At 61.9% G+C, this 13,349-nt stretch carries 11 protein-coding genes; 3 read left to right on the top strand and 8 right to left on the bottom strand.

What is annotated here, in order from left to right; all coding sequences use genetic code 11:
* Positions 1-429 precede the first annotated feature (429 nt).
* The 3 genes from AC1UK9_RS16460 to AC1UK9_RS16450 all read left to right on the top strand — a co-directional run bounded on the left by AC1UK9_RS16460 (position 430) and on the right by AC1UK9_RS16450 (position 4,319).
* A complete protein-coding gene (locus AC1UK9_RS16460; RefSeq protein WP_482578003.1) occupies positions 430-1,914 on the top strand; it encodes an NCS1 family nucleobase:cation symporter-1 in 1,485 nt (494 codons plus the stop codon).
* Positions 1,915-2,046: 132 nt separating this feature from the next.
* Positions 2,047-3,330 (top strand): Zn-dependent hydrolase, encoded by a 1,284-nt coding sequence (locus tag AC1UK9_RS16455; protein ID WP_482578002.1) that lies wholly within the window; start codon positions 2,047-2,049, stop codon positions 3,328-3,330.
* 71 nt (positions 3,331-3,401) lie between these two features.
* A complete protein-coding gene (locus AC1UK9_RS16450; protein ID WP_482580482.1) occupies positions 3,402-4,319 on the top strand; it encodes a DHH family phosphoesterase in 918 nt (305 codons plus the stop codon).
* Between the two features lie 8 nt (positions 4,320-4,327).
* Here AC1UK9_RS16450 and AC1UK9_RS16445 read toward each other — a convergent pair whose 3' ends face one another.
* The 8 genes from AC1UK9_RS16445 to AC1UK9_RS16410 form a co-directional block, all read right to left on the bottom strand.
* Positions 4,328-4,537 (bottom strand): hypothetical protein, encoded by a 210-nt coding sequence (locus AC1UK9_RS16445; RefSeq protein WP_473012832.1) that lies wholly within the window; start codon positions 4,535-4,537, stop codon positions 4,328-4,330.
* Positions 4,538-4,767: 230 nt separating this feature from the next.
* Complete coding sequence (locus AC1UK9_RS16440; protein ID WP_482578001.1) at positions 4,768-6,156, bottom strand: amidohydrolase family protein; 1,389 nt, start codon at positions 6,154-6,156, stop codon at positions 4,768-4,770.
* A gap of 13 nt (positions 6,157-6,169) precedes the next feature.
* Entirely contained in the window at positions 6,170-7,525 is a 1,356-nt protein-coding gene (locus tag AC1UK9_RS16435; protein ID WP_482578000.1) for a nucleobase:cation symporter-2 family protein, read from the bottom strand.
* 255 nt (positions 7,526-7,780) lie between these two features.
* Positions 7,781-8,821 carry a CobW family GTP-binding protein gene (locus tag AC1UK9_RS16430; RefSeq protein WP_025111432.1) on the bottom strand — a complete coding sequence of 347 codons (1,041 nt, stop codon included), beginning with the start codon at positions 8,819-8,821 and terminating at the stop codon, positions 7,781-7,783.
* 46 nt (positions 8,822-8,867) lie between these two features.
* Positions 8,868-9,506, bottom strand: coding sequence for a UbiX family flavin prenyltransferase (locus AC1UK9_RS16425; protein ID WP_029977696.1), 639 nt, complete (start codon positions 9,504-9,506; stop codon positions 8,868-8,870).
* Between the two features lie 11 nt (positions 9,507-9,517).
* Positions 9,518-10,903 carry a UbiD family decarboxylase gene (locus tag AC1UK9_RS16420; RefSeq protein WP_025111434.1) on the bottom strand — a complete coding sequence of 462 codons (1,386 nt, stop codon included), beginning with the start codon at positions 10,901-10,903 and terminating at the stop codon, positions 9,518-9,520.
* A 260-nt stretch (positions 10,904-11,163) separates the two neighbouring features.
* Entirely contained in the window at positions 11,164-12,069 is a 906-nt protein-coding gene (locus AC1UK9_RS16415) for an amidohydrolase family protein (RefSeq protein ID WP_007952854.1), read from the bottom strand.
* 4 nt (positions 12,070-12,073) lie between these two features.
* Positions 12,074-13,003, bottom strand: a complete 930-nt coding sequence (locus AC1UK9_RS16410; RefSeq protein WP_064587109.1) for an amidohydrolase family protein — start codon at positions 13,001-13,003, stop codon at positions 12,074-12,076.
* Positions 13,004-13,349 lie beyond the last annotated feature (346 nt).

Below are 13,349 nucleotides of genomic sequence, written 5' to 3'. Positions count from 1 at the left end.
CCAAAATGGTGAGGCAGTTCACCATTTTGACGCACTTGACAGGATGGAAATATGAGCAAGATTTCCTATGTGAAATCAGCCGCTTGAAGTTGAGCTGCGGTTGCACGTTCACAATGAAAATAAATGCAGTGCACCAGTTTGAGTCCTGTCTGTTCGGACAACTTGCCAGGTGTTTAGCCTGAGCACCCAGACAAGTTTTCGAGAACTCATCAGGTGAATAATTAAAACTGAAAAATATCATCAAGTTGCAAAACGGTTGAAGCATGGCCCGATGCGCAAGCGGGGCACCCGGCACGTTTATTGATGCCGCCGCTGACACCGTGGCCGGTACACGAAAGTTGTCAGTTCCTCCGGCCATCGTCCGGCTCGCACCCTGGTGTGCAGCCGCCTGATGAGCAAAAAAATAATCAGAAAAACAGTGGAGCGGCCATGCAACAGAACAGATCGCAAGTGACCGGGCGCGACGGCTTGTTCGAACTCGAAGCCGGCAGCGACGTGCTCGACAGTCCCCGATACAACCACGACATGGCACCGACCAAGGTGCGCGAACGAACCTGGAACAAATGGCACATCACCGCGCTGTGGGTCGGCATGTCGGTGTGCGTGCCGACCTACACCCTGGGCGGTGTGCTCACTGCGTATTTCGGGCTGAGCGTTGGCGAAGCACTGATGGCGATTCTGCTGGCCAACGTCATCGTACTGATCCCGCTCACGCTCAACGCCTTTCCCGGCACCAAGTACGGCATTCCATTTCCGGTGCTGCTGCGTTCGTCGTTCGGCGTGCTCGGCTCCAACGTGCCGTGCCTGATTCGCGCGTTGGTGGCGTGTGGCTGGTTCGGTATTCAAACGATGTTCGGCGGATTGGCGATTCACCTGTTTCTCGGCTCGATCTTCGAGGGCTGGAAATCCCTTGGCGGAACCGGCGAAGTGATCGGTTTCATGATCTTCTGGTCGCTGAACCTGTGGGTGGTGATCCGTGGCGCCGAGTCGATCAAGTGGCTGGAAACCCTGTCTGCGCCGTTGCTGGTAGCCGTCGGCATCGGCCTGCTGATGTGGGCGATGCCCAATGTGTCGATGACCGAGCTGTTGGCGATTCCACCGAAACGCCCGGAAGGCGCCAGTGTGGTCAGCTACTTCGCCGCCGGACTGACGGCGATGGTCGGCTTCTGGGCCACGCTGTCGCTGAACATTCCTGACTTCAGCCGCTACGCCAAGAGCCAGAAGGACCAGATCCTCGGGCAGATTTTCGGCCTGCCACTGACCATGTTTTTGTTCGCTTCGCTGGGCGTGGTGATGACTGCCGCCTCGGTGAAACTGGTCGGGGTAACCGTGTCCGATCCGGTGAGCCTGATCGGACACATTCAAAGCCCGGTGTGGGTCGCAGTGGCCATGGCGCTGATCATCATCGCCACGCTGTCGACCAATACGGCGGCGAATATTGTCTCGCCGACCAACGACTTCCAGAACATCGCGCCCAAGGTGATCAATCGCACCAAAGCGGTGTTGCTCACCGGCTTCGTTGGCCTGGCGCTGATGGCCCACGAGCTGCTGAAGAAACTCGGGCTGATCGTCTCCGACGTTAGCCTGGAGACCGTGTATTCCAACTGGCTGCTGGGTTATTCGAGCCTGCTCGGGCCGATCGCCGGGATCATGGTGGTGGACTACTTTCTGATCAAGAAACAGCAACTGGACCTGGCCGGGTTGTATCGCGATGACGTCTATCCGGCATGGAACTGGGCCGGGTTTACCGCGTTTGGCGTGCCGGTGCTGCTGACCCTGCTGTCGCTCGGCAGCGACGCGTTCAGCTGGTTCTACAGCTACGGCTGGTTCACCGGCTCGGCGCTGGGCGGGGTGATTTATTACGGGTTGTGCGTGATGCGGGCGCAGCCTTCGGTCGTGAAATCTCCAGTGTAAGGGAGGGCCTCATCGCGAGCAGGCTCACTCCTACAAGTGAAATGCGTTTCCCTGTAGGAGTGAGCCTGCTCGCGATAGAGGTCTACCAGATACCACAGCAACCCCCATAAGAAACTGCCTGAGGAGATCACCATGAACGCAGCCGTAGACGTTCTGCAATCCACCCATCAGCACATCAACCGCGATCGCCTCTGGGCCTCGCTCATGGAACTGGCCAAGCTCGGCGCCACGGTCAAGGGCGGGGTCTGTCGCCTGGCCCTGACCGACCTCGACCGCCAGGCCCGCGACCTGTTCGTGCAATGGTGCAAGGACGCCGGGTGCAGCGTCACGGTGGATGAGGTCGGCAACATCTTTGCCCGTCGTCCGGGGCGCAATCCCGACCTGCCGCCGGTGATGACCGGCAGTCACATCGACACCCAGCCCACCGGCGGCAAGTTCGACGGCTGCTTCGGCGTGCTGGCCGGCGTCGAAGTGCTGCGCACCCTCAATGACCTCGGCGTGGAAACCGAAGCGCCGCTGGAAGTGGTGGTCTGGACCAACGAAGAAGGTTCACGCTTCGCCCCGTGCATGATGGGCTCGGGGGTGTTCGCCGAGAAATTCACCCTCGAAGAAACCCTGGCCAAGGTCGATGCCGAGGGCGTTACCGTCGGCGAAGCGCTGAATGCCATCGGCTACGCCGGCCCGCGCAAAGTCAGCGGGCACAAGGTCGGCGCTTATTTCGAGGCGCACATCGAGCAAGGCCCGATTCTGGAGGACGAGCAGAAAACCATCGGCGTGGTACTCGGCGCGCTCGGGCAAAAGTGGTTCGACCTGAAGTTGCGCGGCGTCGAAGCCCACGCCGGTCCGACGCCGATGCACCTGCGCAAAGATGCGCTGGTCGGCGCCTCGGTCATTGTCGGCGCCGTCAATCGCGCCGCCCTCGGCCATCAACCCCACGCCTGCGGCACGGTCGGATGCCTGCAAGCCTATCCCGGCTCGCGCAACGTCATCCCCGGTGAAGTGCGCATGACCCTCGACTTCCGTCATCTGCAACCGGCGCGCCTGGACTCGATGATTGCCGAGGTGAAGCAGGTCATCGACGCCACCTGCGAAGAACACGGCCTGACCTATGAGCTGACCCCGACCGCCGACTTCCCGCCGCTGTACTTCGAAAAAGGCTGTGTCGAAGCGGTACGCGGCGCTGCCAAAGGTCTCGGTCTGTCGCACATGGACATCGTCAGCGGCGCCGGCCATGACGCGATCTTCCTGGCCGAACTCGGCCCGGCCGGGATGATTTTCGTGCCGTGCGAGGGCGGCATCAGCCACAACGAAATCGAGAACGCGGCGCCAGACGATCTGGCCGCCGGATGTGCGGTGTTGTTGCGGGCGATGCTCGCGGCTTCGGCAGCGGTGGCCGCGGGGCAGCGCGCGGCCTGACTTCACATCGTCACGCAGATGTGCGACGTTGCCGGCCCTGAAATATTGGCCAGGGACGCGCAATGTCGCCCATCACCGTGATCACCTCAGGCTCGGCCTATCTGGATATCGACGCCTACGCCTGCTGCATCGCCTACGCAGAATTGCTCAGCCTGCAAGGCGTTCCCGCCCGCGCCGTCAGTAGTGCAGCACCCAACAGCAGCGTGTCGCCAACCGTTCTGAGTTGGGGGGCTGCTTTTCAGCGTTACACGCCGCAAGCAAACGACACGTTTGTACTGGTGGATGTTTCTGACTATCACCACTTCGACCCGCTGGTGATGCTCGACCAAGTGGTGGAGGTCCTCGACCATCACCCGGGTTTTGAACGGTACTGGGCTGAGCGACTGGGTTCCGCCGCCGACATCCGCCCGATTGGCGCGGCAGCGACTCTGGTTTTTCAGCGCTGGCAAGCCGCCGGCATGCTCTCGCGAATCAGTGAGCCAAGCGCGGCACTGCTGGCCACGGCGATCCTAGACAACACGCTCAACTTCACCGGGCAGATGACCACCGAGCTGGATGTTCTGGCTTATGAATGGTTGGCGCAGCGGGCGAATCTGGCAGCGAACTGGCCCGAGCAGTATTTCCTCGAATGTCAGGCCGCCATCGAAGTCGATCTACAGGACGCGTTGGCGGCGGACCTGAAACGCTTCAAACCGGACAGCAACCTGCCGCAGGTTTTCGCGCAGATGACGGTGTGGGATGCCGACGGGTTGCTTCACAAACATTACAACAAGATTTGTGGATGGATGGCCGGGCAGGGCGATGACTGGTTGCTTAACGTCATCGGCATCCGTGACGGCAAGAGTTGTTTGCTGGCCGAACCCGTGGTCAGCCAGCAGAAGTTGACTCGGTTGTTACCGCTGCAATGGCAGGCGGCAATGGCTGTAGTGAAACCTTCGATGCTGCGCAAAGAGCTGTTGAAGCTGGCACTGAACCTCAACCCGGTCTGATGGTGTGATCAACCTGGCCGCTCATTTTTGCGCGCAGTGCCTTGGCGACGGTCAGGGCCGTTCGGGTTGCCCACATCCAGCAATCGGCGTTCGACCAAGACATTCTCCAGTGCCTGACGCTCGACCGGCGCCATTTGGTGTTCGCGCTTTTTCAGCTCCAGCAGAATCGGGCTGGACCAGGTGCGGTAGGTCTGTTCGATGTTGCGACGCGACGTCATCAGTCTCTCCTTGATCAAGAGCCCGGTGTCACTGGCAGGGGCTCAATCCGATGAGGGGATAACGTTAGTCGACAAAACCCGAGTCCGCGAATACCTGGCTTTTCTGTGGGAGCGGGCTTGCTCGCGAAGGCGCTGGTTCAGTCGGCACAATTGCTGAATGACCCACCGCTTTCGTCGGATCGCCGCCCGGACCAAGTCCGCTCACACCAGGGATCCGGGCGGAACTTGAGTCAATCCTCGACCTTCATCATCGCCTGCACACCTTCCCACGCCTCGGCCCGCATCCGCTCGATATCCAGCCCCGGAATCACCCCGTCATCGACGACGATCCGCCCGCCCACCAGGCTGTATTTCACGGCAATCGGTTCACCCGCGACGACCGGTGCAACTGCGCTGTCGTGGAAGCCGAAGAAGCGTGGATGATCGAGGCTGTAGATCACCAGGTCCGCTGCCTGACCGACTTCGAGCGTGCCGACCGCTCCGAGGCCGAGTACTTGCGCGCCACCCGCCGTGCCCCAGTGAATGACATCTTCAGCCGTGGTCGCCGAGGCGCCTTGCTCCGCACGGTGGATCAGCCACGCGGTGTTGGCTTCGCCGACCATGCTGCCGGACTCATTGGACGCGACACCATCGACGCCGAGGGAGATCGGCACGCCAGCCTCGTACATTTGCGGCACTGGCGCGACACCGCTACCGAGACGCGCATTGCTCACCGGGCAGTGCGAGATGCCGGTGCCGGTCTGGGCGAGCATGCGGATTTCTCCCGGTTGCAGGTGCACGGCGTGGGCGAACCATACGTCGGGGCCGAGCCATTCGTGCTCGGCGACGAATTCCACCGGCAGGCAGTTGTATTTCTCGCGGCAGAAATTCACGTAGTTCCGTGTTTCCGACAGGTGTGTGTGCAAACGCAAACCGAGGCCGCGCGCGCTGTGCGCCAGTTCGCGCAGCAGGGTCGGCGGCAGCGAAAAGGTCGGCGTGGTGGGCGCCACCACGACCCGGCGCAGGGCGTCCGGGGTGTCCTGGTGATACAGCGATTTCAACCGTTCGAGGTCGCCGACCATTTGCTCGAGGCTTTCCGGTTGCAGCGCGGTTTTCGAGAAGCCCGGGTGGGCGCTCGCCGACTCCAGCGCGCCACCGCGACACAGCACAAAGCGCAGACCGAATTCATCGGCCAGATCGAACAGTAAATCCCCGGTCTCGGTCGTGCCGTGTGCGTGGTAGAGGTAGTGGTGATCAGCGCAGGTCGTCACGCCGGACAACAGCAATTCAACCATGCCCAAACGTGCGGCGATCCGCGCCAGTTGCGGGGTGAAGCGGTTCAGGCGCGGGTAGGGCACGCTCGCCAGCCAGCCCTGCAGATCCTGATTCAAGCCTTCGGGCACGGCTTTGAGCAGGTTCTGGAACAGGTGGTGGTGAGTGTTGATCCAGCCCGGATATACCACGCTGTTACGGGCATCGATGACCCGTTCACCGGGTTGAGGCTCAAGGTTGGCGGCCATTTCGGCAATGCGTCCGTTGACCACGCGGATGTCCACCGCACCCGCCCGGGCACGCGGGCCGCGCAGGCCAGTCATCACCGCGAGCGGGTTTTTGATCAGGATGTTTTGAAGTTGAGTCATGGGCAGGCTCCAGTCAAAGGATGTGCGAGGCGGATTTGCCGGGTGTGGTGTCGGGCACGCTGACGCCGTTGAGCGCCGCGTTGAGCAGCACCGACACTAGGCAGGCGATGACCACGCTGCTGTGCAGGAACGGCTGTGACCACTCGGGCAACTGTTTGAACAGGGTCGGGGCGAGCACCGGCACCAGGGCGGCGGCGATGGTGAAACCGACGATTAGCACGTTGTAGCGATTGCGCTCGTAGTCGACCTTGGCGAGGGTCTGGATGCCGGCCGCCGCAACCACGCCGAACATCGCGATGCCCGCACCACCAAGCGCGGCGGTCGGCATCGAGGCGATGATTGCGCCAGCCTTGGGCACCAGTGCAATCGAGCACATCAGCAGGCCGCTGACCGCCACCACCCAACGGCTGCGCACGCCGGTCAGGATCACCAGGCCGACGTTTTCCATGAAGGCAATGAACGGAAATGCGGCGAACATCCCGGCGATGGTGCTGGCCAGGCCATTGGCGCGCAGGCCGTTGATCACCTGCTTGTCTTCCACTGGTTTGTCGACGATGTCACCGATGGCCACGAACAGCCCCATCGACTCGACCATCTGCACGATCATCACCACTACCATCGTCGCGATGGGGATCAGGCTGAAGGTCGGCAGGCCGAAGTAGAACGGGTAGGGCACGGTCAGCCATGGCGCGTCTTCGACGCTGTGAAAATTGCCCATGCCCAGCGCGTACGCCAGACCGGCGCCGATCAGCATGCCGATCAGCACCGCCATGTTGCGCAGCAACGGGCTGCCATAACGGTTGACCAGCAGAATAGTCAGCAACACCACCACCGCCACGCCGAGAAACGCCGGGGCGCCGAAGTTGCTCGCGTTGCGTCCGCCACCGACCCACTCGTAGGCAATCGGGAACAGCTGCAAACCAATCACGGTGACGATGCACCCGGTGACCACCGGGGGGAAGAACCGCCGCAATCGGCCCACGAACGGCGCCATCAACATGGTAAAGATCCCGGCACCGATCACCGCGCCACAGACCCCGGCGAACCCTACCTGAGGGTCGCTGCCAATGGCGATCACCGGCCCGACGCTGCTGAACGCCACGCCTTGCAGAATCGGCAGACGCACGCCGAACTTCCAGAAACCGACGGTCTGCAGCAGGGTGGCGATGCCGGAGCAAAACAGCGTGGTGCTGATCAACACCACCGTGTCGGCATGGGACATCTTCAGGGCACTGGCGACAATCAACGGCACGGCGATGGCGCCGATGTACGAGACAGCCATGTGTTGCAGGCCGAGGGTGAGCATCTGTCGTACCGGCAGGACGCGGTCGACGGGGTGGACGGTGGAGGAGGGAGTGGCTGACGACATGGGGAATCACCTCTAGCTGTTGTTATTCGGTAAAGAGGGGTATTCGTCTGATGCTGTCTTAGAGACACCGCAATCCTTGTGGGAGCGGGCTTGGTCCGGGCGGCGATCCGACTAATGCGGTGTGTCAGTCGATATCAATGTTCAATGACCCACCGCATTCGCGAGCAAGCCCGCTCCCACCGGGTTTGTGTTGTAAAAAAACGGCATCAGTCATTCGTGCTGCGAAGCCGCCATCCACCGGCTCCAACACCTTGTTCAGCCTGCCAGGCAGGCGGCAAAGCCTTGGTTCAGGGCCGCGCGGTCCAGGTCGCGGCCGATGAACACAATCTTGCTCGAACGGGGCTCCGTGCCCCATGCGGTCGAGGCGCGGAACTCCACCAGGCTGTGCACGCCCTGCAGCACGTAGCGCTGGTCTTCGTTGGCCACCGCCAGCACGCCTTTCATGCGGTACAGATTGTCGGCCTGCGATGAGCGCAGCTCGCTGATCCAGCGGTGGAAGGCCATCAGGTTGACCGCGCCGTCCACGGCGATGCCCACCGAGGACACGCTTGGATCGTGCTCGTGGTCGGGCTCTTCATGATCGTGGTGGTCATCGTGATCGTGCTGGTGCGCGCCGATTTCCATGAGCTTTTGCGTGCACTCGAACGCGCCGATGCCGAGGATTTTCGTCAGGTCGATTTGCGCGTGGGTCGAAGTCACCAGATCCGCCGTGGCGTTCAAACCACGGATCTTGCCGCGCAGGGTTTCCACCTCGTCGCTGCTGACCAGATCGACCTTGTTGATGACGATGCGGTCGGCACAGACGATCTGGTCCACCGCCTGATTATCGACGCCATCCAGTTGCAGATCCTCCAGGTGCTGGGCGATGTGCTTGGCGTCGACCATGGTCACGATTGCATCGAGTTCGACTTCTTCGGCGATCGGGTCATTGATGAAAAAGCTTTGCGCCACCGGGTACGGATCGGCCAGGCCGCTGGTCTCGATCAGAATGTGATCGAGGCGTACCGGACGCGCCACCAGTTCACGGACGATGCGCACCAGGTCCTCGCGAACCTCGGCGGTGCAGCACACGCAGCCGTTGACCATTTCGTAGATTTCTTCGGTCTCCGAACTGAGCACCAGATCGCCGTCGATGCCGACCTCGCCGAACTCGTTTTCGATCACGGCGATTTTACGGCCGTGGTTTTCCTTGAGGATGTAGTTGAGCAGGGTGGTTTTGCCGGCACCGAGAAAACCGGTGAGGATGGTCACGGGGATTTTGGTGTTGGGTGTTGGGGCGTTGAAGGGGGTGTTCATCTGGATCTCCTTAGCTTTTTTGTCGGAGTGCGATCAACTGTGGGAGCTAGCCTGCTAGCGAATGCGGTGTGTCATTCAGCGCGGAGGCGACTGATCCACCGCTTTCGCGAGCAGGCTCGCTCCCACAGGGATTTGGGTGTTCACGCCAGCGGCGGGCAACGCCGGCATCCAGGCCGAACAGGTCGAGCACTCGGCCCAGGCTGTGATCGACCATTTGCCCGAGGTTTTCCGGGCGGGCATAGAACGCCGGCACCGGCGGCGCGATGATCCCGCCCATCTCGGTGACCGCCGTCATGTTGCGCAGGTGGGCGAGGGTCAGCGGCGTTTCGCGGGCCATCAGCACCAGGGTGCGGCGCTCCTTGAGGGTGACGTCGGCGGCGCGGCCGATCAGCCCCGACGAGGTGCCAGTGGCGATTTCCGCCAGCGTGCGCATCGAACACGGCGCGACTACCATGCCCAGGCAGCGAAACGAACCGCTGGCGATCCCGGCGGCGACGTCATCGGCGCGGTGGTAGTGGCTGGCGAGTGCAGCGACGTCGGCCAGTTTGTAGTCGGTTTCGTGGGCCATGGTCAGCAGCGCGGCGCGGCTGATGATCAGGTGGCTTTCGATGTCCAGTTCGGCGAGCAATTGCAGGAGGCGCACGCCGTAGATGAAACCCGACGCGCCACTGATCCCGACCACCATCCGCTGGCGGTTCACACTGGCAGCCCTTTGAGCAAAACCCGCGCCCGCTCGAGCACATCCTGATCAAGCTGCGCCCTGATCCCGTCGAAGCCTGAGCCGCGTGTGGCATCCAGGCCCATGCGAGAGGTGGTGCCATTGACGGATGAGGACGGATCCAGCGGACTGCCGGGCAAACCGTCGATCATGAACAGGTCCAGATGCGGCTGGAAATGCGTGGCCAGCGCCCACAGCACCTGGCTGTCGTCAGTGATGTCGATGTCGCTGTCCACCGCGATCACGTTTTTCAGGTACGGGTCCCAGCCGAGCAGGGCGAGCATGATCTGCCGCGCCTCGCCATCGCGGCTTTGGTCCAGCGCCACGTAGCAATGAAAATGCGTGCCGGAGTTCGGGTAATGCACGGCGGTGACGGCAGGGAAACGCGCCTTGAGCTTCTCGCTCATTTCCGCCTCGCGGGGTAGCCGGGCGAGGGTCAGGTGCTCGGCGTAGCGGCCACCCATCACATCGACCAGCCAGGCGTCTTTGCGCTTCAACAGGGTGTCGACTCGCAATACGTTGTTAGTCGAACGATCCGAGGAATAGCCGCTGAACTCGCCGAACGGGCCTTCCTCGGCGTAGGCCGCCGGGTCAATGGCGCCTTCCAGAACAAACTCGGCGCAAGCCGGTACGCCGATGCCGTAGCGTGGGGTTTTAACCAGTTCCAGCGGTGCGCCGAACAAGCCGCCAGCCACTGCGCGTTCATCGCTACCGTAGGGCAAGCGTGCCGCGGCGGCGAGCATGAACAACGGGTGCGCGCCGACCACCATCGCCACGCGCAACTCTTCGCCGCGTTCACGGGCGGTCTGCAGCATCCGCCACAAGTGCCCGCGTGAGTGCAGGCTGGTGGCGAGGGCCTGCCGGGCGTGGCGCATCGAGCGGTGGTAGCTCATGTTGGCGATGCCGGTCAGCGGGTCCTCGGCGATGATGATCGCGTTGGTGATGTAAGGGCCGCGATCACTGTCGAAATGCTTGAGCATCGGCAGCAGCGCCAGATCCAGTGCTTCGCCTTCGAACACTTCATCGAGGATCGGGCCGCTTTCCACATAGCGCGGGGCGATGGGCTGGTTGGCGCGGCGCTGGAAAGTTTCGTGCAATTGCGCCGGGGTGACGCCGAACAACCGTGCAATGCGGGTACGCGAGGCGAACAGGTTGGTCGCCACCGGCCCCTTGAGATTGCCGACGTTTTCACAGATCAGCAGCGGATCGCGACCTTGGGCGGCGAGGGCATCGACCAGGGCGGTGACGTCCTGATCGGCAGAAACAGGTTGGGTGATGGTCAGCACATCGTCCGGGTACTCACGGCGATAGGCATCGATGAACACGTGAAAGTCCTGGGAGTCGCCGAGCGTCGAACGGGTCATGGTTTCACCTCTTAAAAAGCAGGCACGCAGGGGTGAGTTGGTGTTCGATCGAGCAGCCGTTGGCCTGCCGGTCGAAGGAACGCCGGGTCATCTTCGTGCCTGTAAAGTCGCTGTGTTGCCTGTGGTGATACTGCTCCCCTGTGGGAGCGGGCTTGCTCGCGAATGCAGTGTGTCATTCAGCGGTGAAGGTGACTGATCCACCACATTCGTTGGATCGCCGCCCGGACCAAGCCCGCTCGCACATTGGAATGTGCGTGTACCTAGAGATACGTGGTGGTCAGGCGTATGTCCGCCTCGGCCAGGTCCTTGGGCGGCGGCGTCGGTTCGATCCCGCACAACCGGGCGATGTTGTTGCCCAGGTAATCCTCGAGATGATCCTCATCGATGCCCAACCCTTGTGGCGCCGGTGAGCACAACACCTCCAGCTCGCGCAGCCACATGCCCGGCTCGTTCGGCGGCGAGTCGGTGCCAAACACGATCTTGTTGCGCGGCAGTTCCTTGGCAAACTCGACGATCCGCGACTGGAAGCACCAGCCCGATTCGCAGTACACGTTCGGCGTGTCCATCGCCATCCAGAACGCTTCGAACGAGTAGTTGCCGCCGGTCTGGATGCCGAAGTGGCCGATGATGAAATTGACCATCGGGAACTCGCGGATGATCGGGTAGAACATTGTCGGGATCGTGTACGGACCGTCGCCGGTGTGGATCAGCACGACGATGTTGTATTTGGCGCAGACTTTCATTGCCGGGCGCAGCCAGTCGAGTGCGCGGTCCGGGCGATAGCCGTGCATGTTGGCGTGCAGCTTGAGCATCTTGAAGCCGTATTCCTTGATGTGGAATTCCAGCTCTGCCGCACCGTTTTCCGGCCCCCAGCGCGGGTTGAAGTTGAAGTTGCCGATGAAGCGATCCGGGTACTTTACGCACAGCTCGGCGACGTACGACATGTAGTCGCGCACGCCCTCGCGGCCCCGGCGGTTGCCGTCGCGATATCCGGTGTTGCCCGGTGGCGGCTGGATGAAACCCATGTCGATGCGGCGTGGTTTGCCGTTGATCATGTAAGGGCCGTCCATCAGCTTGAGCATGCGCTCGCCGGTGAACGGTTCGCCGGTGTGGCGCCAGGCCTCGTCGACCAGGTTGGTGGGGTGCAGATGGGTGTCGATGATCATCGGTTCAGCTCCTGGCCAGTTGAGTGGTGACGGGGCGCTTGAGTTGCGCCTCTGCTTCGGAAACGGAACGCGGTGGCGGGGTAGGCTCAAGGCCGATCATCCGCGCGGTGTTGTTGCCCAGGTAGTCTTCGAGGGTGTCCTCGTCGAGGTTCAAGCCCTGTGGCGGTTCGTGGCAGAGCACTTCGAGCAGGCGCAGCCACATGCCCGGTTCGTTCGGTGGCGTGTCGGTGCCGAACAGGATCTTGTGCGTCGGCAATACCTTGGCGAACTCGACGATTCGTGATTGCAGGCACCAGCCCGATTCGCAGTAGACGTTGGGCAGCTCCATCGCCCATTGCATCGGTTCGAACACGTAGACGCCGCCGGTCTGCACGCCGAAGTGGGCCATGATGAAATCGACGTTGGGGAATTCCTTGATCATCGGCACCCATTCCGACGGAATGCTGTACGGACCGTCGCCGGTGTGCAGCTTCACCGGAATGCCCAGTTCGGCGCATTTCTCGAAGCACGGGCGCACCCAGTCGAGTGCACGGTCAGGCCGGTAGGCGTGCATGTTGGCCTGCATCTGGACCATCTTGAAGCCGTGTTCCTTGACGTAGCGCTCGATTGCCTCGACGCCGTTTTCCACGCCGCAGCGCGGGTTGTAGACGAAGCAGCCGATGAAGCGATCCGGGTAGGTCTGGACCATTTTCAGGGTGTAGGCCATGTAGGCGTCGATGGATTCGCGGCCCGAGAGTTCGCCGTCGGTCCAGGTGTAAATGGTGTTGCCCTGCGGGGGCTGGATGAAGGCTTTGTCGATACGGCGAGGTTTGCCGTTGACCATGTACGGGCCATCCATCATCTCCAGCAGACGCTCGCCGGTGAACGGGTCACCGTCATGCCTCCAGGCGAGGTCCACGAGATCCGTGGGATAGCAGCTGATATCGATGATCATTGAAGTCGATCTCCTGATAGCGGGGAAGGGAGCCTTGCGGCTCTCGGCATCCACGTCCCGGGCAATCGGCCGTTTCTATGCGCAAGACACGCGCATTCCCTCGCCTGTTCGCATCCGGCCCGGGTGGGTGGTTGCTGAGGGCGAGTATTGGAAAGGGGGGAGGGGTTCGTACAATATTAATTGGGCGCGGTGGTGATACTTGGGCGATATGGTTTTGGATTTGCGCTGACTGTACCGGCCCTTTCGCGAGCAGGCTCGCTCCCACAGGGGGGGGCATTGCAGCTGGCGGATGCGCTCGAAATGTAGGAGTGAGCCTGCTCGCTAAGGCGGAGTGTCATTCAGTGGT

The organism is Pseudomonas sp. AK-TSAG1-1 (assembly GCF_056821665.1).
Note: the sequence above shows the minus strand (reverse complement) of the source record. Positions and strands in the feature narration are given on the sequence as shown.

What these genes read in the sequence shown, in the direction of transcription:
- AC1UK9_RS16460 (WP_482578003.1), top strand. Translation starts at nt 430, where the DNA reads ATGCAACAGAACAGATCGCAAGTGACCGGGCGCGACGGCTTGTTCGAA.
- AC1UK9_RS16445 (WP_473012832.1), bottom strand. Translation starts at nt 4,537, where the DNA reads ATGACGTCGCGTCGCAACATCGAACAGACCTACCGCACCTGGTCCAGC.
- AC1UK9_RS16440 (WP_482578001.1), bottom strand. Translation starts at nt 6,156, where the DNA reads ATGACTCAACTTCAAAACATCCTGATCAAAAACCCGCTCGCGGTGATG.
- AC1UK9_RS16425 (WP_029977696.1), bottom strand. Translation starts at nt 9,506, where the DNA reads ATGGTGGTCGGGATCAGTGGCGCGTCGGGTTTCATCTACGGCGTGCGC.
- AC1UK9_RS16410 (WP_064587109.1), bottom strand. Translation starts at nt 13,003, where the DNA reads ATGATCATCGATATCAGCTGCTATCCCACGGATCTCGTGGACCTCGCC.
- AC1UK9_RS16455 (WP_482578002.1), top strand. Translation starts at nt 2,047, where the DNA reads ATGAACGCAGCCGTAGACGTTCTGCAATCCACCCATCAGCACATCAAC.
- AC1UK9_RS16430 (WP_025111432.1), bottom strand. Translation starts at nt 8,821, where the DNA reads ATGAACACCCCCTTCAACGCCCCAACACCCAACACCAAAATCCCCGTG.
- AC1UK9_RS16435 (WP_482578000.1), bottom strand. Translation starts at nt 7,525, where the DNA reads ATGTCGTCAGCCACTCCCTCCTCCACCGTCCACCCCGTCGACCGCGTC.
- AC1UK9_RS16415 (WP_007952854.1), bottom strand. Translation starts at nt 12,069, where the DNA reads ATGATCATCGACACCCATCTGCACCCCACCAACCTGGTCGACGAGGCC.
- AC1UK9_RS16420 (WP_025111434.1), bottom strand. Translation starts at nt 10,903, where the DNA reads ATGACCCGTTCGACGCTCGGCGACTCCCAGGACTTTCACGTGTTCATC.